At 53.1% G+C, this 22,448-nt stretch carries 22 protein-coding genes, 2 tRNA genes and 2 pseudogenes; 18 read left to right on the top strand and 8 right to left on the bottom strand.

What is annotated here, in order from left to right:
* Positions 1 to 49: 49 nt before the first annotated feature.
* Both J4614_RS20745 and J4614_RS20740 read left to right on the top strand, forming a co-directional pair.
* A tRNA-Asp gene (locus J4614_RS20745) sits at positions 50 to 126 on the top strand.
* Between the two features lie 8 nt (positions 127 to 134).
* Positions 135 to 210, top strand: a tRNA-Trp gene (locus J4614_RS20740).
* A gap of 101 nt (positions 211 to 311) precedes the next feature.
* On the opposite strand, the gene hdfR is transcribed toward J4614_RS20740, so the two are convergent.
* A complete protein-coding gene (gene hdfR / locus J4614_RS20735; protein ID WP_001541181.1) occupies positions 312 to 1,160 on the bottom strand; it encodes an HTH-type transcriptional regulator HdfR in 849 nt (282 codons plus the stop codon).
* Positions 1,161 to 1,266: 106 nt separating this feature from the next.
* On the opposite strand from hdfR, the gene maoP reads away from it, so the two are divergent.
* A complete protein-coding gene (maoP, locus tag J4614_RS20730; protein WP_000840996.1) occupies positions 1,267 to 1,605 on the top strand; it encodes a macrodomain Ori organization protein MaoP in 339 nt (112 codons plus the stop codon).
* A gap of 24 nt (positions 1,606 to 1,629) precedes the next feature.
* Here maoP and J4614_RS20725 read toward each other — a convergent pair whose 3' ends face one another.
* Positions 1,630 to 3,150, bottom strand: coding sequence for a YifB family Mg chelatase-like AAA ATPase (locus tag J4614_RS20725; protein ID WP_023137106.1), 1,521 nt, complete (start codon positions 3,148 to 3,150; stop codon positions 1,630 to 1,632).
* A 351-nt stretch (positions 3,151 to 3,501) separates the two neighbouring features.
* Between J4614_RS20725 and ilvL the strand changes: the two genes are divergently transcribed.
* The 8 genes from ilvL (at position 3,502) to J4614_RS20685 (ending at position 10,957) form a co-directional block, all read left to right on the top strand.
* Positions 3,502 to 3,600 (top strand): ilv operon leader peptide, encoded by a 99-nt coding sequence (gene ilvL, locus J4614_RS20720; protein WP_001311244.1) that lies wholly within the window; start codon positions 3,502 to 3,504, stop codon positions 3,598 to 3,600.
* A gap of 86 nt (positions 3,601 to 3,686) precedes the next feature.
* The gene (gene ilvX / locus J4614_RS20715; RefSeq protein WP_192930503.1) at positions 3,687 to 3,737 is read left to right on the top strand and encodes a peptide IlvX; all 51 of its coding nucleotides are present in this window, start codon (positions 3,687 to 3,689) and stop codon (positions 3,735 to 3,737) included.
* Positions 3,738 to 3,739: 2 nt separating this feature from the next.
* Positions 3,740 to 5,386 (top strand): acetolactate synthase 2 catalytic subunit, encoded by a 1,647-nt coding sequence (ilvG, locus tag J4614_RS20710; RefSeq protein WP_001012553.1) that lies wholly within the window; start codon positions 3,740 to 3,742, stop codon positions 5,384 to 5,386.
* Positions 5,383 to 5,646, top strand: coding sequence for an acetolactate synthase 2 small subunit (gene ilvM / locus J4614_RS20705; protein ID WP_000983260.1), 264 nt, complete (start codon positions 5,383 to 5,385; stop codon positions 5,644 to 5,646). The genes ilvG and ilvM overlap by 4 nt, the downstream gene beginning before the upstream one ends.
* A gap of 17 nt (positions 5,647 to 5,663) precedes the next feature.
* Positions 5,664 to 6,593 carry a branched-chain-amino-acid transaminase gene (gene ilvE, locus J4614_RS20700; RefSeq protein ID WP_000208528.1) on the top strand — a complete coding sequence of 310 codons (930 nt, stop codon included), beginning with the start codon at positions 5,664 to 5,666 and terminating at the stop codon, positions 6,591 to 6,593.
* 159 nt (positions 6,594 to 6,752) lie between these two features.
* Complete coding sequence (ilvD, locus tag J4614_RS20695; protein ID WP_001127446.1) at positions 6,753 to 8,603, top strand: dihydroxy-acid dehydratase; 1,851 nt, start codon at positions 6,753 to 6,755, stop codon at positions 8,601 to 8,603.
* Between the two features lie 2 nt (positions 8,604 to 8,605).
* Positions 8,606 to 10,150 carry a threonine ammonia-lyase, biosynthetic gene (gene ilvA / locus J4614_RS20690; RefSeq protein WP_001518457.1) on the top strand — a complete coding sequence of 515 codons (1,545 nt, stop codon included), beginning with the start codon at positions 8,606 to 8,608 and terminating at the stop codon, positions 10,148 to 10,150.
* A gap of 105 nt (positions 10,151 to 10,255) precedes the next feature.
* The gene (locus J4614_RS20685; protein ID WP_001609033.1) at positions 10,256 to 10,957 is read left to right on the top strand and encodes a DUF2461 domain-containing protein; all 702 of its coding nucleotides are present in this window, start codon (positions 10,256 to 10,258) and stop codon (positions 10,955 to 10,957) included.
* 10 nt (positions 10,958 to 10,967) lie between these two features.
* Here J4614_RS20685 and J4614_RS20680 read toward each other — a convergent pair whose 3' ends face one another.
* Genes J4614_RS20680 through ilvY form a run of 3 tightly spaced genes read right to left on the bottom strand, consistent with a single transcriptional unit; the run spans position 10,968 to position 12,645 of the window.
* On the bottom strand, positions 10,968 to 11,342 hold the full coding sequence (locus tag J4614_RS20680) for a hypothetical protein (protein ID WP_000937045.1): 375 nt from the start codon (positions 11,340 to 11,342) through the stop codon (positions 10,968 to 10,970).
* A gap of 13 nt (positions 11,343 to 11,355) precedes the next feature.
* Complete coding sequence (locus J4614_RS20675) at positions 11,356 to 11,745, bottom strand: hypothetical protein (RefSeq protein ID WP_001259309.1); 390 nt, start codon at positions 11,743 to 11,745, stop codon at positions 11,356 to 11,358.
* A 12-nt stretch (positions 11,746 to 11,757) separates the two neighbouring features.
* Positions 11,758 to 12,645, bottom strand: a complete 888-nt coding sequence (gene ilvY, locus J4614_RS20670) for an HTH-type transcriptional activator IlvY (RefSeq protein ID WP_001530887.1) — start codon at positions 12,643 to 12,645, stop codon at positions 11,758 to 11,760.
* Positions 12,646 to 12,809: 164 nt separating this feature from the next.
* Here ilvY and ilvC point away from each other — a divergent pair, with 164 nt between their 5' ends.
* Positions 12,810 to 14,285 carry a ketol-acid reductoisomerase gene (gene ilvC / locus J4614_RS20665; protein WP_000024943.1) on the top strand — a complete coding sequence of 492 codons (1,476 nt, stop codon included), beginning with the start codon at positions 12,810 to 12,812 and terminating at the stop codon, positions 14,283 to 14,285.
* 91 nt (positions 14,286 to 14,376) lie between these two features.
* Here the strand turns inward: ilvC and ppiC are convergent, their stop codons facing one another.
* Positions 14,377 to 14,658 (bottom strand): peptidylprolyl isomerase PpiC, encoded by a 282-nt coding sequence (gene ppiC / locus J4614_RS20660; RefSeq protein ID WP_001096806.1) that lies wholly within the window; start codon positions 14,656 to 14,658, stop codon positions 14,377 to 14,379.
* Between the two features lie 193 nt (positions 14,659 to 14,851).
* Here ppiC and J4614_RS22335 point away from each other — a divergent pair.
* The 3 genes and pseudogenes from J4614_RS22335 to rep all read left to right on the top strand — a co-directional run.
* Positions 14,852 to 14,968, top strand: a pseudogene (locus J4614_RS22335) (Crp/Fnr family transcriptional regulator); the annotation flags it as partial.
* A pseudogene (locus tag J4614_RS22220) lies at positions 14,944 to 15,083 on the top strand (nicotinamide riboside transporter PnuC); the annotation flags it as partial. The pseudogenes J4614_RS22335 and J4614_RS22220, both read left to right, overlap by 25 nt.
* 99 nt (positions 15,084 to 15,182) lie before the next feature.
* Positions 15,183 to 17,207: a DNA helicase Rep gene (gene rep / locus J4614_RS20655; RefSeq protein WP_001238842.1), complete on the top strand. Its 2,025-nt coding sequence runs from the start codon at positions 15,183 to 15,185 to the stop codon at positions 17,205 to 17,207.
* Between the two features lie 39 nt (positions 17,208 to 17,246).
* On the opposite strand, the gene gppA is transcribed toward rep, so the two are convergent.
* Both gppA and rhlB read right to left on the bottom strand, forming a co-directional pair.
* Positions 17,247 to 18,728, bottom strand: coding sequence for a guanosine-5'-triphosphate,3'-diphosphate diphosphatase (gppA, locus tag J4614_RS20650; RefSeq protein ID WP_001089453.1), 1,482 nt, complete (start codon positions 18,726 to 18,728; stop codon positions 17,247 to 17,249).
* Between the two features lie 118 nt (positions 18,729 to 18,846).
* Positions 18,847 to 20,112 carry an ATP-dependent RNA helicase RhlB gene (rhlB, locus tag J4614_RS20645; RefSeq protein ID WP_000047525.1) on the bottom strand — a complete coding sequence of 422 codons (1,266 nt, stop codon included), beginning with the start codon at positions 20,110 to 20,112 and terminating at the stop codon, positions 18,847 to 18,849.
* Positions 20,113 to 20,255: 143 nt separating this feature from the next.
* Between rhlB and trxA the strand changes: the two genes are divergently transcribed.
* The 3 genes from trxA (at position 20,256) to rho (ending at position 22,263) form a co-directional block, all read left to right on the top strand.
* Positions 20,256 to 20,585 (top strand): thioredoxin TrxA, encoded by a 330-nt coding sequence (trxA, locus tag J4614_RS20640; protein ID WP_001280776.1) that lies wholly within the window; start codon positions 20,256 to 20,258, stop codon positions 20,583 to 20,585.
* A gap of 247 nt (positions 20,586 to 20,832) precedes the next feature.
* Positions 20,833 to 20,916, top strand: a complete 84-nt coding sequence (locus J4614_RS20635) for a rho operon leader peptide (protein WP_134820045.1) — start codon at positions 20,833 to 20,835, stop codon at positions 20,914 to 20,916.
* Between the two features lie 87 nt (positions 20,917 to 21,003).
* Complete coding sequence (gene rho, locus J4614_RS20630) at positions 21,004 to 22,263, top strand: transcription termination factor Rho (RefSeq protein ID WP_001054532.1); 1,260 nt, start codon at positions 21,004 to 21,006, stop codon at positions 22,261 to 22,263.
* Positions 22,264 to 22,448: the final 185 nt, after the last annotated feature.

Raw genomic sequence — 22,448 nt, 5'->3', positions numbered from 1 at the left:
AATTAAGCAGTAAGCCGGTCATAAACCGGTGGTTGTAAAAGAATTCGGTGGAGCGGTAGTTCAGTTGGTTAGAATACCTGCCTGTCACGCAGGGGGTCGCGGGTTCGAGTCCCGTCCGTTCCGCCACCCTAATTAGGGGCGTAGTTCAATTGGTAGAGCACCGGTCTCCAAAACCGGGTGTTGGGAGTTCGAGTCTCTCCGCCCCTGCCAGAAATAATCCTTAGCATCTGCTAAGGATTTTTTTTTGCCTGAAATTACCTGATTACCTGGTCAGGTAATCGTAAGTTCCCTTCTTTTTCTTTTCATCATTTTCATTGTTCATCCAGCACATCCGTTTTTAACAGATCGCAGATCAGCGAGTATTTATCGCTGTTTTGCAACCAAATGGCGTATAGCGGCCGTGAAAGCGTTGCGCTGTCGGCAACGGTATGTAATCCGCCCTTTTCATTTGCCCAGTTTACAGGAAGCCAGCTACAGCCATTTAATGCGCTAAGCTGCTGTCGGGCGAGTTCGGCTGAGCTGGTTGTTAATACCGGCACTTCATCTGCTGCGATCAGCCCGGTTTCATGCTGTTGGAAGTCTGGTCCCCACTCCAGCCGCAGATAATTGAGTTCTGATTTCTTACGGGCAGGGCTGCTGCAATACAACGCCAAAGTGAAGTGCCCTAACAGCTGACTGCTGAACTCATCCATTTTGGGCGCTTCGGTAGTAATGAGGAGATCAAGCTGGCGTTCATGAAGTTGCTTCACAAGCGATTGCCGTTGAGCGATTCTGGCTTCGAATTGCAGGCCGCTTTGCGGCTCCTGTAGTTGGTACAGTCGACCCAGCCAGGCGTTAAGCATACACTCCCATAAAGACGCGCTGGCACCGATGGAAAACTCGTTATGGCGTGAGGTATGCGCCACCTCTTTACGTGCCGCCTGCCACGTATTCATCAGCGTTTCCGCATACGGTAAAAGTTTTTCGCCAGCCGTGGTCAAACGGATATTGTTTCTGTGCCGCGTAAAAAGGTTTACGCCCAGTTGATTCTCCAGTTGCCTGATACGAAAGCTCACCGCGGATTGCGTCAGGTAAAGTGCTTCTGCGGCCCGCCCGAAATGGCGTGTCCGGCTAACTTCCAGGAAAGTTTTTAACAATTCCGTATCCACTGTGCTCTCCACAAAATTATTTGTCGTTATGATTTAAATGTTTTGTTTTACACTCTGTCAAGCGTAACTAATACTCCGCGCCATAAATAGCTCAGACAAAGAATTAGGAGCGTGCAGGATGGCGGAAAGCTTTACGACGACTAATCGATATTTTGACAATAAACATTATCCACGTGGATTCTCTCGTCACGGTGATTTCACGATTAAAGAGGCACAACTGCTTGAGCGTCATGGTCATGCCTTTAATGATCTGGATCTTGGCAAGCGTGAGCCTGTGACTGAAGAAGAGAAGCTGTTTGTAGCGGTATGCCGCGGTGAACGTGAGCCGGTAACGGATGCAGAACGCGTCTGGTCCAAGTATATGACGCGTATCAAGCGTCCAAAACGCTTCCACACCTTGTCTGGCGGCAAGCCGCAAGTTGAAGGCGCAGAAGACTACACCGAAGCTGATGATTAATAAAAAGGGCGTAATGCCCTTTTTTTACGCCAGCAGCTTTTGCAAATGAATTAACAACCTGTCTATCGCCCGATAGCTTACCGCCTCCTGCAAATGCTGACGCGAGATCTGGTCAGCCAGTTCTATGTCGGCAATGGTTCTGGCCACTTTTAGTAAACGCTGCCAGGCGCGAATGGATAAACCAAGATGCACCAGCGTGTCTTCAAGCCAGCGGGCGTCATCGTGATGCAAAACACAATATTTTTGGATTTCGCGACCCTCCAGACGCGCGTTTAACTTCTTCTGGCGTCGGTACTGCCGTTCATGGGCGGCGATGACCCGCTTTTTTACCGTAGCGCTGCTCTCACCCTTTGAGGCATGTTGGCTAAGAATCCCGGGCGGAGGAAGCGGTATCTCAAGCGAAAGGTCAAAACGATCAAGAAACGGGCCTGACAACCGATTAAGGTAACGTAGTGTCTGTTCTGGTGTGCAGCGATTATGGTTTCCCTGATAATGTCCGGTCGGGCTGGGATTCATTGCGGCGATTAACTGGAACCTGGCAGGGTACGTTATTTTCGCTCTGGTACGGGATAAATGAATTTGACCGGATTCTATAGGTTCACGTAGCGCATCCAGTGTGCGTCGTTCAAATTCAGGCAATTCATCAAGGAACAAAATTCCGTTGTGCGCCAGCGATATCTCTCCTGGGGCGGGTATTGCGCCGCCGCCGACCATAGCAGTAAGTGAGGCGCTATGATGAGGTGAGCGAAAGGGGCGTTGCTGCCATCGTTTTTGTACCGTATCGGCATTAACCAGACTGAGGATCGCGGCGCTTTCCAATGCTTCTTCATTGCTTAATGGTGGAAGAATCCCGCTCAGTCGACTGGCCAACATGGTTTTACCCGTACCCGGCGGGCCGATCAATAGCAGATTATGTCCCCCTGCCGCTGTAATCTCCAGGCCGCGTTTACCCTGCTCCTGACCGATCACATCGCGAAGATCGACAGTTGCGGTAGGCGATGCCATATCCTGAGCTAAAGGTCTTTCCAGGGCGTGTTTCCCTTCCAGAAAGGCGCAGACGGTTTGTAGATGATCGGCGATAAAACATCCTTCTTTGCTGATAAGCCCAACCTCCGCCGCGTTCTCTGTTGCGACGATAATATTTCTGCCGGCCCTGATGGCTTCCGTTGCACTTGATATTGCGCCAGGAACGCCGCGTAATGCGCCTGTAAGCGCTAACTCACCCACCAGCTCATATGCCTCAAGATTCGACGCTGTAAGCTGCTCAGACGCGGCCAGAAGCGCAACAGCAATAGGCAGGTCATACCTTCCGCCCTCTTTCGGTAGATCGGCTGGAGCAAGGTTAATGGTTATTTTTTTAGCCGGAAATTCATATCCGCTATTAATAATCGCACTACGTACCCGGTCACGCGCCTCTTTTACCGTGGTTTCCGGTAGGCCAACCATGGTTAGTCCCGGTAATCCATTACTGATATGCACCTCTATAGTGATAGGCGGCGCATTGACGCCAAGTGCGGCGCGGGTATGAACAATCGCCAGTGACATAATCCCTCCTGTTACGTGGATTATGCGGAATAGAAGAGAAAATCGAATTACTGACTTTTTGTTTTTTAGCGGCCGCTTCCTGAATTTTGGCGTCATTTTCAGGCAAGAAACATCAAACTGGAAGAACGCTCGCAGAAGCGAAAAGAAGGAAAACAGGGTGTAGAGTGCGCCAAAAGGGGGAGGAAAACGTGAAAATTTTTCAGTTGCTAATTTTTCTTATAAAAAACAAAGCCCTTGTAGGCATTCACCTGCATTATCTGAAACGTGGTTAAAAAAATATCTTGTGCTATTGGCAAAACCTATGGTAACTCTTTAGGTATTCCTTCGAACAAGATGCAAGAATAGACAAAAATGACAGCCCTTCTACGAGTGATTAGCCTGGTCGTGATTAGCGTGGTGGTGATTATTATCCCACCGTGCGGGGCTGCACTTGGACGAGGAAAGGCTTAGAAATCAAGCCTTAACGAACTAAGACCCCCGCACCGAAAGGTCCGGGGGTTTTTTTTGGCCTGAAAAACTTAAGCGAGGAGCAGAACGTGAATAACAGCATAAAATTCTGTTTCTCAAGATTTACGACGGGGATGTAACTATGAACGGGGCACAGTGGGTGGTACATGCTTTGCGAGCGCAGGGGGTGAAAACCGTATTTGGTTATCCTGGCGGAGCAATTATGCCGGTTTACGACGCGTTGTATGACGGTGGTGTGGAGCATTTGTTGTGCCGACACGAACAGGGTGCGGCAATGGCGGCAATCGGTTATGCCCGTTCTACCGGCAAAACCGGTGTTTGTATCGCCACTTCCGGCCCTGGCGCCACTAACCTGATCACTGGCCTGGCGGATGCGTTGTTAGATTCGGTCCCCGTCGTCGCGATCACGGGTCAGGTTTCCGCCCCGTTCATCGGCACTGATGCGTTCCAGGAGGTGGATGTGTTAGGCCTGTCGCTGGCCTGTACCAAACACAGCTTCCTGGTGCAGTCGCTGGCAGAGCTGCCTCGTATCATGGCGGAGGCTTTTGAAGTCGCCAACGCTGGTCGTCCTGGCCCGGTTCTGGTGGATATCCCGAAAGATATCCAGTTAGCCAGCGGAGCGCTGGAGCCCTGGTTCACTACCGTTGCTAACGAAGCGACATTCCCGCAGGCTGATGTGGAACAGGCGCGCCAGATGCTGGAACAGGCGAAAAAACCCATGCTGTACGTCGGCGGTGGAGTTGGTATGGCGCAGGCGGTTCCGGCGCTGCGTAAATTTATCGCGGTAACGCAAATGCCAGTTACCTGCACGCTGAAAGGGCTGGGGGCTGTTGAAGCTGATTATCCGTACTATCTGGGCATGCTGGGAATGCACGGTACTAAAGCGGCTAATTTCGCGGTGCAAGAGTGTGATTTACTGATCGCCGTTGGTGCACGTTTTGATGACCGGGTGACCGGTAAGCTGAATACGTTTGCGCCGAACGCCAGCGTAATCCATATGGATATCGACCCGGCGGAAATGAACAAACTGCGTCAGGCACACGTCGCGTTGCAGGGCGATTTAAATTCGCTGTTGCCGGCATTACAGCAACCGCTGAAGATCGACGCATGGCGTCAGTCCTGTGCAGAGCTGCGCGCAGAACACGCCTGGCGCTATGACCATCCTGGCGAGACTATCTATGCGCCGTTGTTGTTGAAGCAATTGTCGGAACGCAAACCCGCAGACAGTGTGGTGACGACGGATGTTGGGCAGCATCAGATGTGGTCAGCCCAGCATATGACTTACACCCGCCCGGAGAACTTCATCACTTCCAGCGGTCTGGGGACGATGGGATTCGGCTTACCGGCGGCCGTTGGCGCACAGGTAGCGCGACCGAATGATACCGTTATCTGTATCTCCGGTGACGGCTCCTTCATGATGAATGTTCAGGAGTTGGGCACCGTAAAACGCAAGCAGTTACCGTTGAAGATAGTCTTACTCGACAACCAGCGGTTAGGGATGGTTCGACAATGGCAGCAACTGTTTTTCCAGGAGCGATATAGCGAAACCACCCTGACCGATAACCCCGATTTCCTCATGCTGGCCAGCGCCTTCGGCATTCCAGGCCAGCACATTACTCGTAAAGACCAGGTTGAAGCGGCACTCGACACGATGTTGGCAAGCGAAGGGCCGTACCTGCTTCACGTCTCAATCGACGAACTTGAAAATGTCTGGCCGTTGGTGCCGCCTGGCGCCAGTAACTCTGAAATGCTGGAGAAATTATCATGATGCAACATCAGGTCAATGTATCGGCACGCTTTAATCCAGAAACCTTAGAACGTGTTTTACGCGTGGTGCGCCATCGTGGTTTTCAGGTGTGCTCCATGAATATGGAAGCCGCGACCGATGCGCAGAATATAAATATTGAATTGACCGTTGCCAGTCCCCGGTCGGTCGACTTACTGTTTAGTCAGTTAAGTAAACTGGTAGATGTTGCGCATGTCGCAATCTGCCAGAGCGCTGCCACATCACAACAAATCCGCGCCTGAGCGCAAAAGGAAGAAAAATGACGACGAAAAAAGCTGATTACATTTGGTTCAATGGCGAGATGGTGCGCTGGGAAGACGCGAAGGTTCACGTAATGTCTCACGCGCTGCACTACGGTACGTCGGTATTTGAAGGGATTCGGTGCTACGACTCTCACAAAGGCCCGGTAGTGTTTCGTCATCGTGAACATATGCAGCGCCTGCGCGACTCAGCAAAGATTTATCGTTTTCCGGTTTCCCAGAGTATTGATGAGCTGATGGAAGCCTGCCGCGACGTAATTCGTAAAAATAATCTGACCAGCGCCTATATCCGTCCGTTGGTATTTGTAGGCGATGTCGGTATGGGCGTTAACCCGCCCCCGGGATACACCACTGACGTCATCATCGCCGCGTTCCCGTGGGGGGCATACCTGGGCGCCGAAGCGCTGGATCAGGGGATCGATGCGATGGTTTCTTCCTGGAATCGCGCTGCGCCGAACACCATTCCGACCGCCGCGAAAGCGGGCGGGAACTATCTTTCCTCACTGCTGGTGGGTAGCGAAGCGCGCCGCCACGGCTATCAGGAAGGCATCGCCCTGGATGTAAACGGCTATATCTCCGAAGGCGCAGGCGAAAACCTGTTTGAGGTAAAAGATGGCGTGCTGTTTACTCCGCCGTTTACCTCTTCCGCGCTGCCAGGCATTACTCGCGACGCGATCATCAAACTGGCGAAAGAGCTGGGTATTGAAGTGCGCGAGCAGGTGCTGTCCCGTGAATCGCTGTATCTGGCCGACGAAGTGTTTATGTCCGGAACCGCGGCAGAAATTACTCCGGTACGCAGCGTTGATGGTATCCAGGTAGGTGAAGGCCGTTGCGGCCCTGTTACCAAGCGTATTCAACAAGCCTTCTTTGGTCTCTTCACTGGAGAAACCGAGGATAAATGGGGCTGGTTGGATCCGGTAAATTCATAATAAATAAAATTAATATTTTCCCAAAATAATTTGCGTCACAGGAAGGCGGCAACGCAGCGAATCCCCAGGGCTTACTGTAGTAAGTGACTGGGGTGAGTGAGGCAGCCAACGCACCTGTGGCGTGAAGTATGAAGGGAAAAGATGGGGAGTAAATAAAGCATGCCTAAGTACCGTTCCGCCACCACCACCCATGGTCGTAATATGGCGGGTGCCCGCGCGCTGTGGCGCGCCACCGGAATGACCGACAGTGATTTTGGCAAACCGATTATCGCCGTGGTGAACTCATTCACTCAGTTTGTGCCGGGTCACGTTCATCTGCGCGATCTCGGTAAGCTGGTCGCCGAACAGATTGAAGCTTCCGGCGGGGTGGCGAAGGAGTTCAACACTATTGCCGTGGATGACGGGATCGCCATGGGGCACGGGGGTATGCTCTATTCACTGCCGTCGCGCGAGCTGATCGCCGACTCCGTGGAGTACATGGTGAACGCTCACTGCGCTGACGCGATGGTGTGTATCTCCAACTGCGACAAAATCACCCCAGGGATGCTCATGGCCTCGCTGCGCCTGAATATTCCGGTGATCTTTGTTTCCGGCGGACCGATGGAAGCCGGGAAAACCAAACTGTCCGATCAGATCATCAAGCTCGATCTGGTTGATGCCATGATTCAGGGAGCGGACCCGAAAGTCTCTGACGATCAAAGTAACCAGGTGGAGCGCTCCGCCTGTCCAACCTGCGGCTCCTGCTCCGGCATGTTTACCGCTAACTCCATGAATTGCCTGACCGAAGCGCTGGGCCTGTCGCAGCCGGGCAACGGTTCGCTGCTGGCGACCCATGCTGACCGGAAGCAGTTGTTCCTCAATGCCGGTAAGCGGATTGTTGAACTGACTAAACGTTACTACGAGCAAAACGACGAAAGTGCACTGCCGCGTAACATCGCCAGCAAAGCCGCGTTTGAAAACGCCATGACGCTGGATATTGCGATGGGCGGTTCGACCAATACCGTTCTGCATCTACTGGCGGCGGCGCAGGAAGCGGAAATCGACTTCACCATGAGTGATATCGACAAGCTGTCCCGCAAGGTGCCGCAGTTGTGTAAAGTGGCGCCAAGTACCCAGAAATACCATATGGAAGACGTTCACCGTGCCGGCGGTGTGCTGGGTATTTTAGGCGAGCTGGATCGCGCCGGGCTGCTGAACCGCAACGTGAAAAACGTATTAGGCCTGACGCTGCCGCAAACGCTGGAACAGTACGACATCACGGTTACGCAGGACGAAGCGGTTAAAAAAATGTTCCGTGCTGGCCCTGCCGGTATCCGTACTACCCAGGCATTCTCGCAGGATTGTCGCTGGGATTCGCTGGATGACGACCGCGCAGCGGGTTGCATCCGCTCGCTGGAATATGCCTATAGCAAAGACGGCGGTCTGGCGGTGCTGTATGGCAACTTCGCCGAAAACGGCTGCATCGTTAAAACCGCGGGCGTGGATGACAGCATCCTTAAATTCACCGGCCCTGCCAAAGTGTATGAAAGCCAGGACGACGCGGTAGAGGCGATTCTCGGCGGCAAAGTAGTGGAAGGCGATGTAGTCGTGATCCGCTACGAAGGGCCGAAAGGCGGGCCGGGAATGCAGGAAATGCTCTATCCGACCAGTTTCTTGAAGTCGATGGGGCTGGGCAAAGCCTGCGCGCTCATCACCGATGGGCGTTTTTCCGGCGGTACTTCGGGTCTTTCCATCGGCCACGTCTCGCCGGAAGCGGCCAGCGGCGGCACTATTGCGCTGATTGAAGATGGCGACACCATTGCGATTGATATCCCGAACCGCAGCATTCAGTTGCAGTTGAGCGAGGCTGAAATCGCCGCACGCCGCGAGGCGCAAGAAGCTCGTGGCGACAAAGCCTGGACGCCGAAAAATCGTCAGCGTCAGGTTTCGTTTGCCCTGCGTGCCTACGCCAGCCTGGCGACCAGCGCCGATAAAGGCGCGGTGCGCGATAAATCGAAACTGGGAGGTTGATGATGGCGGAATCTCAACCTCTGTCAGTCGCGCCGGAAGGGGCGGAGTATCTGCGCGCGGTGCTACGCGCGCCAGTATACGAAGCGGCGCAGGTGACGCCGCTGCAAAAAATGGAAAAGCTCTCGTCACGTCTGGATAACGTTATTCTCGTCAAACGCGAAGACCGGCAGCCGGTACATAGCTTTAAGCTGCGCGGCGCTTACGCGATGATGGCCGGATTGACCGAAGAACAAAAAGCCCACGGCGTGATTACCGCGTCGGCGGGGAACCATGCACAGGGCGTGGCGTTCTCCTCCGCGCGGCTTGGCGTGAAGTCGCTAATCGTCATGCCAAAAGCAACGGCGGATATTAAAGTCGATGCGGTACGCGGTTTTGGCGGCGAAGTGCTGTTGCACGGCGCTAATTTTGATGAAGCGAAAGCGAAAGCTATTGAACTGGCGCAGCAGCAGGGTTTTACCTGGGTGCCGCCGTTTGATCACCCAATGGTGATCGCCGGGCAGGGCACGCTGGCGCTGGAGCTGCTTCAGCAGGATTCGCATCTCGATCGTGTCTTTGTGCCGGTTGGTGGTGGCGGCCTGGCGGCTGGCGTAGCGGTACTGATCAAACAATTGATGCCGCAAATCAAAGTGATTGCCGTCGAAGCGGAGGATTCCGCCTGCCTGAAAGCGGCGTTGGAAGCCGGTCATCCAGTGGATCTCCCGCGCGTTGGGTTATTTGCTGAAGGCGTGGCGGTAAAACGCATCGGCGACGAAACCTTCCGCCTGTGTCAGGAATATCTCGACGACATTATTACAGTCGATAGCGACGCGATCTGCGCGGCGATGAAAGATCTGTTTGAAGATGTGCGTGCGGTGGCGGAGCCCTCCGGCGCGCTGGCGCTGGCGGGGATGAAAAAATATATCGCCCAGCACAATATTCGCGGCGAACGCCTGGCGCACGTCCTTTCCGGCGCCAACGTCAACTTCCACGGCTTGCGCTATGTGTCTGAACGCTGCGAGCTGGGGGAACAGCGCGAAGCGCTACTGGCGGTGACCATTCCGGAAGAAAAGGGGAGCTTCCTCAAATTCTGCCAGTTGCTTGGCGGGCGTATGGTCACCGAATTTAACTACCGTTTTGCCGACGCGAAAAATGCCTGTATTTTTGTCGGCGTACGCGTCAGTCAGGGGCTGGAGGAGCGAAAAGAGATTATCACCCAACTGTGCGACGGCGGTTATAGCGTAGTGGATCTCTCCGACGATGAAATGGCGAAGCTGCATGTGCGCTATATGGTCGGCGGACGCCCCTCCAAGCCATTACAGGAGCGTTTGTATAGTTTCGAATTTCCGGAGTCGCCCGGTGCGTTGCTCAAATTCCTGCATACGCTTGGCACGCACTGGAATATTTCGTTATTCCATTACCGCAGCCACGGTACCGATTATGGCCGCGTGCTGGCGGCGTTCGAGTTAGGCGATCATGAGCCGGATTTCGAAACCCGGCTGCATGAGCTGGGCTATGAATGCCATGATGAGAGCAATAACCCGGCGTTCCGGTTCTTTTTGGCGGGGTAGGAATAGTGATGACCGGAAGAAATGTCTCCTTCCGGTCATCTGCATAGACGGCGCGTCAGGGAGTGGGATAATAAACTGACGATCGCTATGAGTAAGGGCAAAAAGATGGCTGGACGCTTTCAGGGATTTGCACAAGAAGGGCTCAATTTTCTTCAGCAAGTTTGTATTGAGAACGACAAAGCCTGGTTCGATGAGCACCGCTTTATCTACGAAAGAAGCCTTCTGACTCCATTCCGCGCGCTGGTGGACGACCTTGCTCCAGCGATGCTGGAAATCGATCCACTGCTGGAAACCCGACCCGCCATCGGTAAAACCCTGTCGCGTATTCACCGCGATACCCGTTTCTCGCACGACAAATCGCTGTACCGCAGCCGGATGTGGCTGACCTTTAAGCGTTCAGCTAAAAACTGGATCGATGCGCCAGCCTACTTTTTTGAAATCAGCCCCGATACTCTACGCTATGGGTTGGGTTACTACAGCGCCAGCAAATCTACGATGGATCTGTTTCGCCATACGTTGAGGAAGCGGCCTGATGCGTTTTTACAGGTTGCCGAATGCTGCAGCCCGCCGTTTGAGCTGGTGGGGGAAAGCTATAAGCGGCTGCTGGCCAAAGATCTCGACCCGGCGATACCCGACTGGTATCAGCGTAAAACGTTTGCCGTGATGGTGACGGATAATGACGTAGAAAAACTCTTCCATGCCGATCTGGTCACACGGCTGGCCGAGAGTTTCCAACAGTTGGAGCCGCTGTACCAGTGGCTGATGACGGTGGAAACCATGAAGCAGGTGAACCCGGCGGATTTATAAAAGATTGCCGTTATGTATTAACATTTTTCGGGATAAAGTGTATTTCCAGGAATCGCCCTTTACCTACCTGGTGAGGCCCTTCCATTATAACAAATAACTGATTTTCCCTGATCTGGAGATAATGCTCATCATTGAATGTGAAAGCCAGGCTAACAATGAAAGGGAAATCAAAAAGTTCAATTTCTCCTTCGACAAAGGTGATGCCCCAATATTCATCCGTGAGGGACGGTATGACAATGTCGGGTCGATACCCTTTTATCGGTAAGAGTTTTCGCTTCGTAGAATCAAATTCTACTTCTGCACGGACATAGTTGCCTGAATTTCCGCCCATAGCAGCATGGGGCTCCTTAAGGATACGCGCAGTCTTACTGTTTTTTGGGAGCATAAGCCGACTCTTGTTATTTCATCACTGTCTCTCGAACGTATTTATCTAATTTGTCCGATTCATAAAATGCCATACACCGCTCCAGCACGTTATTAGCGTCTTTAGCGCTATCGGGGTGGAGCGCCATCGTTAAGCGGTCAAAGCCTTCTGTTTCTTTGGCGACGAATTTAAGGAATGGTTTCCATTTCCCGGCATTATCTAACGCGTAGGTTTTAACTAAAAACGACATATCATGGCCTGGAGCATAAAAAGCATCCGGCGGAATGCGTTTATGATAGTTATCAACAAGGCACTGCTTTAACGCCAGATGCTTTACATCCTGTACGGTAATGCCCGTCGGTTTAGCCTGTACGCTGAAGCATATCGCTACCAGTGCAGATAACAGCATTATTTTTGTGCGCATTTTATTACCTTATCAACCCTGAACAATTTTCCAGAACGCATCAATTAGCGGCTCATGCAGCCGCTTTTTTTGCGCACAGACGCCAAGCTCAAACGGCGTTTTTTCGTCGCTGCGCTCTAAAATCATCACCCGATTGCGCACTGGTTCCGGGCTGTTTTCCAGCACCACTTCCGGCAGCAGCGCCACGCCGCAGCCCAGCGCCACCATTGAGACCATCGCTTCGTGACCGCCGACGGTGGCGTAAATCTGCGGATTGCTGATTTTATGGCGGCGAAACCACAGCTCAATGCGGCGGCGTACCGGCCCCTGATCGGCCATGATAAACGGCACCGTCGACCAGTCGGGCTTATCGACCGACACCTGATTGCGCACCGGGCAGGGCAGCGCCGGGGCGATCAGCACCACCGCCAGATTTTCCAGCATCGAAAACGCCACCGCGCCGGGTAGCGTTTCCGGCTTACCAGCAATCGCCAGATCGGCCTCGCCGGTGACCACTTTGTCCATGGCATCGGCGGCGTCGCCGGTGGTGAGCTTAATTTCCACCGAGGGATGTTCGGCGCGAAAACGGTCGAGGATCGGCGGCAGATGACTGTATGCCGCGGTCACCGAGCAGAAAATATGCAGTTCGCCGGAAAGGGATGGCCCCTGCTGATCGAGGGTATGGCGCAACTGCTGATATTGCAAAAGTGTCTGTTGGGCAAACACTCGCAGCTCTTCACCCGCTTCGGTCAGCGTGACCGTGCGGTTATCACGCACAAACAGCGGCTGGCCGAGATCTTCTTCCAGCCGCTGGATCTGCCGGGAGAGCGTGGAGGGGCTGACGTGCATCGCCCGCGCGCTGCGGCCAAAGTGGCGGCTTTCCGCCAGATGCAGGAAGGTTTTTAGATCGCGTAAATCCACAGACAGACCTCCGGTTTTTGACGTTGCATAAACCGCAACATAACGTTGTGAATATATCAATTTCCGCAATAAATTTCCTGTTGTAATGTGGGTTCATTCGTACAGATAGCAATCTGTAAACCGAACAATAAGCGCGACAACACAACATCACGGAGTACACCATCATGGCTAACTACTTTAATACACTGAATCTGCGCCAGCAGCTGGCGCAGCTGGGTAAATGTCGCTTTATGGGCCGCGACGAATTCGCCGATGGCGCGAGCTACCTGCAGGGTAAAAAAGTGGTCATCGTCGGCTGTGGCGCTCAGGGGCTGAACCAGGGCCTGAACATGCGTGACTCCGGTCTGGATATTTCCTACGCCCTGCGTAAAGAAGCCATTGCTGAGAAGCGTGCTTCCTGGCGTAAAGCGACCGAAAACGGCTTCAAAGTGGGTACCTACGAAGAGCTGATCCCGCAGGCTGACCTGGTGGTTAACCTGACGCCAGACAAACAGCACTCCGACGTGGTGCGCTCCGTACAGCCGCTGATGAAAGACGGCGCGGCGCTGGGCTATTCACACGGCTTCAACATCGTGGAAGTGGGCGAGCAGATCCGTAAAGACATCACCGTGGTGATGGTGGCGCCGAAGTGTCCGGGCACCGAAGTGCGCGAAGAGTACAAACGTGGTTTCGGCGTGCCGACGCTGATCGCCGTTCACCCGGAAAACGACCCGAAAGGCGAAGGCATGGCGATTGCGAAAGCCTGGGCTGCGGCCACCGGCGGTCACCGTGCGGGCGTACTGGAATCTTCTTTCGTTGCGGAAGTGAAATCTGACCTGATGGGCGAGCAGACTATTCTGTGCGGTATGCTGCAGGCCGGTTCTCTGCTGTGTTTCGACAAGCTGGTGGCAGAAGGCACCGACCCGGCATACGCCGAAAAACTGATTCAGTTCGGCTGGGAAACCATCACCGAAGCGCTGAAGCAGGGCGGCATCACCCTGATGATGGACCGTCTGTCTAACCCGGCGAAACTGCGTGCTTACGCGCTGTCCGAACAGCTGAAAGAGATCATGGCGCCGCTGTTCCAGAAACACATGGATGACATCATCTCCGGCGAATTCTCTTCCGGCATGATGGCTGACTGGGCTAACGACGATAAGAAACTGCTGACCTGGCGTGAAGAGACCGGTAAAACCGCGTTCGAAACCGCACCGCAGTTTGAAGGTAAAATCGGCGAGCAGGAGTACTTCGATAAAGGCGTGCTGATGATCGCGATGGTGAAAGCGGGCGTTGAGCTGGCGTTCGAAACCATGGTCGATTCCGGCATCATCGAAGAGTCCGCTTACTACGAATCACTGCACGAGCTGCCGCTGATCGCCAACACCATCGCCCGTAAGCGTCTGTACGAAATGAACGTGGTTATCTCCGATACCGCAGAATACGGTAACTACCTGTTCTCTTACGCTTGCGTACCGCTGCTGAAACCGTTTATGGCGGAATTGCAACCGGGCGATCTGGGTAGTGCTATCCCGGAAGGCGCGGTAGACAACGCACAGCTTCGCGACGTGAACGATGCGATTCGTAGTCATGCGATTGAGCAGGTAGGTAAGAAACTGCGCGGCTATATGACGGATATGAAGCGTATTGCGGTAGCGGGTTGATATACCTTGTCGGGTGGCGCTAGCGCTTACCCGACCTACAAAATCAAGCAGACGATGTAGGCCGGGTAAGGCGTAGCCGCCACCCGGCTTTTTATTTGCGATACAATACTTTAATGATGTGGTAACCGAACTGGGTATGCAGCGGGCCGGTTGGCTCCAGTACCGGGCAGGAAAAGACTACTTTATCGAATGCCGGAACCATCTGGCCCTGACGAAATTCGCCTAAATGACCGCCTTTTTTACCGGATGGGCAGATAGAATGCTTCTTCGCCAGCTTCTCAAAATCGCCGCCGTTTTTAATTTGCTCCAGAAGATCTAAAGCCAGTTTCTCTTCTTTTACAAGAATATGCAGTGCTGCTGCCATTTTTGCCATTATTGTGTTCTCACGTCGCAAAGATTGGCCGTCACTTTATCACTCCTTAGGCCGTCAGACATATACTCTTCGCCATTACAGGACAGATGTCCCGCCTGATTTAATGAACCGGGAGATAAGCGGCATTTTTAGCGGGCGTATTTCGGATGCGCGGGACGGCGGTCCTGTCCTTTCTGACAAGGGGCGAGATACCATGAACATAATGAAAAACGCAGAATTTCCAGACGACTGGCTTTTAGGGCTACGCCAGGTTGTACGCGACCCAGTGCTCTATGAATTACTCAAATACTGCCCGTTGGAAATCATGCAGTACAGGGCGTTTATGCGATGTCGCTTGAGTATGTTCTGCTGACGGGGGTTCTTACAGTTGGATCAAGAGCGCACAGCGTAATGGCTATACGCCGCTTGCCGCCAGAGCCCGCTGATTGATCTTTTCCAGGCTGCCTGAAAAAGCAGCCTGGTCTTCTCTGGGCCTCGCTTTCTGCTACAATCCCTCCCCCGTTCGAAGATTGAGCACTATTCCCATGCGTTTAAATCCCGGCCAACAACACGCTGTCGAATTCGTCACCGGACCCTGCCTGGTGCTGGCAGGAGCGGGTTCTGGTAAAACTCGCGTAATTACCAATAAAATCGCCCACCTGATCCGCGGATGCGGCTATCAGGCCCGGCATATTGCGGCGGTGACGTTTACCAACAAGGCCGCGCGTGAGATGAAAGAACGCGTCGGGCAGACGCTCGGCCGTAAGGAAGCGCGCGGTTTGATGATCTCCACCTTTCATACGCTAGGGCTGGATATTATTAAGCGCGAGTACGCTGCGCTGGGGATGAAATCGAACTTTTCATTGTTTGACGATACCGACCAGGTCGCCTTGCTCAAAGAGCTGACCGAAGGCCTGATCGAAGACGACAAGGTTCTGTTGCAACAGCTGATCTCCACGATCTCCAACTGGAAAAACGATCTCAAAACGCCTGCGCAGGCGGCGGCCGGGGCGAAAGGTGAACGCGATCGTATTTTTGCTCACTGCTACGGGCTTTATGACGCCCATATGAAGGCATGCAACGTTCTCGATTTTGATGATTTGATTTTGCTGCCGACGCTGCTGCTGCAACGCAATGACGAGGTGCGCGAGCGCTGGCAGAATAAAATTCGTTATCTGCTGGTGGATGAATATCAGGATACTAACACCAGCCAGTATGAGTTGGTTAAGCTGCTGGTCGGGCAACGCGCGCGCTTTACGGTCGTAGGCGATGACGATCAGTCTATCTACTCCTGGCGCGGGGCGCGTCCGCAAAACCTGGTGTTACTGAGCCAGGATTTTCCGGCGCTGCAGGTGATTAAGCTGGAGCAAAACTATCGTTCTTCGGGCCGCATCCTGAAAGCGGCGAATATTCTCATCGCCAACAATCCGCACGTCTTTGAAAAGCGCCTCTTTTCCGAGCTCGGTTACGGCGCGGAACTCAAAGTGTTAAGCGCAAACAATGAAGAGCATGAAGCTGAGCGCGTTACCGGCGAACTGATTGCCCATCACTTTGTGAACAAGACCCAGTACAAGGATTACGCCATTCTGTATCGCGGGAATCATCAGTCGCGGGTATTTGAAAAATTCCTCATGCAGAACCGTATTCCGTACAAAATTTCCGGCGGCACCTCATTTTTCTCCCGTCCGGAGATTAAAGACTTGCTGGCCTATCTGCGGGTGTTGACCAACCCGGATGATGACAGCGCTTTCCTGCGCATCGTGAATACGCCAAAACGCGAAATCGGTCCGGCCACGCTGCAAAAGCTGGGTGAATGGGCAATGACGCGTAATAAAAGCCTGTTTACCGCCAGCTTTGATATGGGACTTAGCCAAAAGCTGACCGGACGTGGTTACGATTCATTGACGCGTTTTACCCACTGGCTGGGGGAAATCCAGCGTCTGGCCGAACGCGAGCCTGTCGCCGCCGTGCGCGATCTCATCCACGGTATTGACTATGAATCCTGGTTGTACGAAACCTCGCCGAGCCCCAAAGCGGCGGAAATGCGTATGAAAAACGTTAACCAGCTCTTTAGCTGGATGACTGAGATGCTGGAAGGCAACGAACTCGATGAGCCGATGACGCTCACCCAGGTGGTTACACGCTTTACGCTGCGCGATATGATGGAGCGTGGCGAGAGCGAAGAAGAGCTGGATCAGGTACAGTTGATGACGCTTCATGCGTCGAAAGGACTGGAATTCCCGTATGTCTATATGGTGGGAATGGAAGAAGGATTTTTGCCGCATCAAAGTAGCATTGACGAAGATAATATTGAGGAAGAGCGTCGGCTGGCCTATGTCGGGATCACTCGCGCGCAGAAAGAGCTCACCTTTACATTATGTAAAGAGCGCCGTCAGTATGGGGAACTGGTGCGCCCGGAACCCAGTCGCTTCCTGTTAGAACTGCCGCAGGATGATTTAATCTGGGAGCAGGAGCGCAAAGTGGTAAGCGCTGAGGAGCGAATGCAAAAAGGGCAAAGTCACCTGGCTAATCTGAAAGCCATGATGGCGGCAAAGCGAGCGAAATCGTAGGCCGGATAAGCGAAGCGTCATCCGGCAATCAGACTACGGTTAGCGAACGTCCAGCGGCCAGTGTACATAGCTTTGCCACTGGCTTTCCTGATCAATCAACTCTTTACCCAGCGGGTGATGTGCCAGCCAGTCGCCAGGCAAGGTTAACGTCAGATTTTCATTTAGCGCCTGTAGCGTAATTTCTGGTACCAGATCGTCACGACGGCGACCGGCAAAAAGAATCGCCAGTCGCAGCAAACGGCATAGCTGTTCCGCAACACGGGGCGGTACCGCGTTTTGCTGATGAAGCGAAGAGAGATCGACCGGATTGGTCTGATTCAGTAAGAGGGTGGCGAGCAACTTTTTCTGCGCGGGCGTATAGCCAGGCAGATCCAAATGGCGTACTAAATAGGCGGCATGATAGGGCGCCTGTTTAAAATCAACGCTCAGACCGATCTCATGCAACTGGCAAGCGCTAAGCAACAGTTCACGACTGATAGGCTCAATATGCCAGGCATTTTCTACCTGTTTGAGGAAGTTATCTGCCAGCTTCGCTACGCGGTTCGCCTGATCGGTATCGACGATAAACCGACGCTGAATGTTTCGCAGCGTGCGGCTGCGGATATCCTGATCTACCGCCAGATGCAACATCCCATACACCAGCCCTTCGCGTAACGCGCCGCCTGCCAGCGTCATGCTCTGGATGTTCAGCTCGGTAAATATCGCGATCAGAATAGCCAGCCCACTTGGGAAAACCAGCGCGCGTTCCAGCGTCAGGCCTTCGATTTCCAGCTCTTCCAGACGCCCGCACTGTATCGCGCGTTGTTTTAGCTGCTGCAGTTTGGCGAGCGTAATGCGCTCGTCCATCCCCTGCGCCATCATGATTTCCTGCAATGCCTGTACGGTGCCGGAGGCACCCACGCAGACCTTCCAGCCATGAAAACGCAGTTCATCGGCGACCGGACGCAGTACATCGCGCGCGGCCTTCTCCGCATCATCAAAGTTTTCTTGCGCCAGATTACGATCGCTAAAATAGCGTTCAAGCCACGTTACGCAGCCCATCGACAGGCTAAACAGCGACGTGGTTTGCGCGCCAGTGCCGGTAACCAGTTCAGTGCTGGCGCCGCCGATATCCACCACCAGCCGCTGATCTGCGCCGCCGGTGGTATGAGCGACCCCCTGATAAATCAGCCGCGCCTCTTCTTCGCCGCTGATAACCTGCACCGGACAACCAAGGATAGTCTGCGCTTTCGCGATAAATTCACCCGCATTGACGGCGAGACGCAATGTTGCGGTGGCAACCACGCGGATTTGCGGCTGCGGGATATCCTGCAAACGTTCAGCAAACAGGCGCAGACATTGCCAGCCGCGTTCCATCGCTTCGGCTGAAAGGTAGTTGTCGTTGTTCAGACCCGCGGCCAGACGCACCTTGCGTTTTATTCGGGTCAGCGTCTGGATGCTTCCCGCCGCCTCGCGCACGACCAGCATATGAAAACTATTGGAACCGAGATCAATAGCGGCATACAACGAGGTGGAATTCATACACTTCATCCTTCAACCTGTATCCGTGTTGGCTGCGTACTCTTCCTAAGCTCATCGGGATTTGTTTTCTTGCCGCCTTGATACAGGCTAAATGATTTTGTGTATGGCATAACTTTTCTTAACCTGAACGACGACGATTACGCGGAGCGCCAGCGCGGCGCGGACCATTGCCAGGACGCGAACGCGTCAGGCGCAACGGCTTGGGCAGATCGTTCATGAGCGCTTCCGGATTGTATTTGCTGACCGGAATCGAGTGGCCGATATAGCTCTCAATGGCGGGCAGATTCAGCGCATACTCTTCGCAAGCCAGGCTGATGGAATGTCCGCTGGCGCCAGCGCGACCGGTACGACCGATACGGTGAACATAGTCTTCACAATCATCTGGCAGATCGTAGTTAAAGACGTGCGTTACGGCGGGGATATGCAACCCGCGCGCCGCGACATCGGTCGCCACAAGAATATCCAGATCGCCGCGGGTGAACTCATCCAGAATCCGCAGGCGCTTTTTCTGCGCGACGTCACCGGTCAGCAGACCAACACGATGACCATCTGCCGCCAGATGTCCCCAGATATCTTCGCAACGATGCTTGGTGTTGGCGAAAATAATGGCGCGATCCGGCCACTCTTCTTCGATCAGCGTTTGCAGTAAACGCATTTTCTCTTCATTAGAGGGGTAGAAAAGCTCTTCTTTAATGCGGTGGCCGGTCTTTTGCTCCGGTTCCACTTCAACATATTCGGCGTTGTTCATCTGTTCAAACGCCAGCTCGCGAACCCGATAAGACAGGGTGGCGGAGAACAACATGTTCAGACGCTGCGCAGCCGGCGGCATACGACGGAACAGCCAGCGGATATCTTTAATAAAGCCCAAATCGTACATGCGATCGGCTTCATCGAGTACGACGACCTGAATGGCGCCGAGGTTAATGTGGTTTTGTTTGGCGTAGTCGATCAGTCGGCCCGTCGTACCAATAAGAATATCAACGCCGCTTTCCAGCACTTTAAGCTGCTTGTCGTAACCATCGCCGCCGTAAGCCAGGCCTAATTTTAAGCCAGTCGCTTGCGCCAACGGCTCCGCGTCTGCGTGAATTTGTACGGCTAATTCACGCGTCGGCGCCATGATCAGCGCGCGCGGCTGGTTCACCTTGCGATCGTCGATCGCGGGATGAGAAAGTAAATAATGAAACGTTGACGTCAGAAACGCCATCGTTTTCCCGGTACCGGTTTGCGCCTGCCCTGCAACGTCACGACCCGCCAGCGTTAGCGGAAGGGCCAGTGCCTGAATGGGCGTACAATTATAAAACCCTTTTTTTTCAAGGGCTTCAACCACCTGAGGGTGCAGGGCGAAGTCGGAAAACTTCTGTTCTGTTAAATGTGTTTTGCTCATAGTGTGGTAGAATATCAGCTTACTATTGCTTTACGAAAGCGTATCCGGTGAAATAAAGTCAACCTTTGTTGGCGAAGTTAACATCAGCACCTCGTTGGTTAATGCTACACCAACACGCCAGGCTTATTCCTGTGGAGTTATATATGAGCGATAAAATTATTCACCTGACTGACGACAGTTTTGACACGGATGTACTCAAAGCGGACGGGGCTATCCTCGTTGATTTCTGGGCAGAGTGGTGCGGGCCGTGTAAAATGATCGCTCCGATTCTGGATGAAATCGCTGACGAATATCAGGGCAAATTGACCGTTGCCAAACTGAACATTGACCAGAACCCAGGTACTGCGCCTAAATATGGCATCCGCGGTATTCCGACTCTGCTGCTGTTTAAAAACGGCGAAGTGGCGGCAACCAAAGTAGGCGCACTGTCTAAAGGTCAGTTGAAAGAGTTTCTCGACGCCAATCTGGCGTAATACCTTTTATACGTCGAATGACAAAGGCGCTGTATGGTCAGGCGTCTGTCATTCGACGAATGATTAAGGTATCAGGCAGTTTCGTGGCGTCTGTTGTCCTTACGTTATTCTTAAATTGTCAGGATCTCTGGACGCCCGGTCTGAGTCGTGCTAAGTTAGTATTGACTTCGAATTAAACATACCTTATTAAGTTTGAATCTGGTTTTATCCGTCACTTCCCGTTTTTTCTCGCACGAGAAGTGGAAAGATTCCTGGCTCTTCGCTCATTCCGTCTTGTCGTTTCAGTTCTGCGTACTTTCCTGTGACCAGACAGCGAACAGACATGAGTTGATAGCCGTAAACAGGCATGGATGACCCTGCCATACCATTCACAACATTAAGTTCGAGATTTACCCCAAGTTTAAGAACTCACACCATTATGAATCTTACCGAATTAAAGAATACGCCGGTTTCTGAGCTGATCACTCTCGGCGAAAGTATGGGGCTGGAAAACCTGGCCCGTATGCGCAAGCAGGACATTATTTTTGCCATCCTGAAGCAGCACGCAAAGAGTGGCGAAGATATCTTTGGCGACGGTGTGCTGGAGATATTGCAGGATGGATTTGGTTTCCTCCGTTCTGCAGACAGCTCCTACCTCGCCGGTCCTGATGATATCTACGTTTCCCCCAGCCAAATCCGCCGTTTCAACCTCCGCACTGGTGATACCATTTCTGGTAAGATTCGCCCGCCGAAAGAAGGTGAACGCTATTTTGCGCTGTTGAAAGTTAACGAAGTTAACTACGACAAACCGGAAAACGCCCGTAACAAAATCCTCTTTGAGAACTTAACCCCGCTGCACGCAAACTCTCGTCTGCGTATGGAGCGTGGTAACGGTTCTACCGAAGACTTAACGGCACGCGTTCTGGATCTGGCTTCGCCGATCGGTCGCGGCCAGCGCGGTCTGATTGTCGCGCCGCCGAAGGCGGGTAAAACCATGCTGCTGCAGAACATCGCGCAGAGCATCGCGTATAACCACCCAGACTGCGTGCTGATGGTGCTGCTGATTGACGAACGTCCGGAAGAAGTGACCGAGATGCAGCGTCTGGTGAAAGGCGAAGTGGTTGCGTCTACCTTTGACGAACCGGCATCCCGCCACGTTCAGGTTGCCGAAATGGTTATCGAGAAGGCGAAACGTCTGGTTGAACACAAGAAAGACGTTATCATCCTGCTCGACTCCATCACCCGTCTGGCGCGTGCCTATAACACCGTGGTGCCGGCTTCCGGTAAAGTACTGACCGGTGGTGTGGACGCTAACGCCCTGCATCGTCCGAAGCGTTTCTTCGGCGCGGCGCGTAACGTGGAAGAGGGCGGCAGTCTGACCATCATCGCTACCGCGCTTATCGATACCGGCTCCAAAATGGACGAAGTTATCTACGAAGAGTTTAAAGGCACCGGTAACATGGAGCTGCATCTTTCGCGTAAGATCGCTGAAAAACGTGTCTTCCCGGCTATCGACTACAACCGTTCCGGTACCCGTAAAGAAGAGCTGCTCACCACTCAGGAAGAGCTGCAGAAAATGTGGATCCTGCGTAAAATCATCCATCCGATGGGTGAAATTGACGCGATGGAATTCCTCATTAACAAACTGGCGATGACCAAAACTAATGACGACTTTTTCGAGATGATGAAGCGCTCATAACCTGGTCTTTACCTGAAAACGCCACGTTTTTACGTGGCGTTTTTGTTTTATATCTGTAATCTTAACGATACATTTACAAAATGATGATAAACCGGGTCGGGGCTTCGCCATCCATTCGTTATCGGTATCGTGTGGTTGATATTTAAACAATTCTGCCTGATTCAGAGCAGGGTTTCCCTTCTGAA

It is taken from the genome of Salmonella sp. 32031103-2018-00083-FB-01-SM-01, assembly GCF_017571995.1.
In the GTDB taxonomy this organism is placed as follows: Bacteria; Pseudomonadota; Gammaproteobacteria; order Enterobacterales; family Enterobacteriaceae; genus Salmonella; species Salmonella enterica.
The sequence above is the reverse complement of the archived record's forward strand: the minus strand, read 5'-3'. Positions and strand labels throughout refer to the sequence as shown.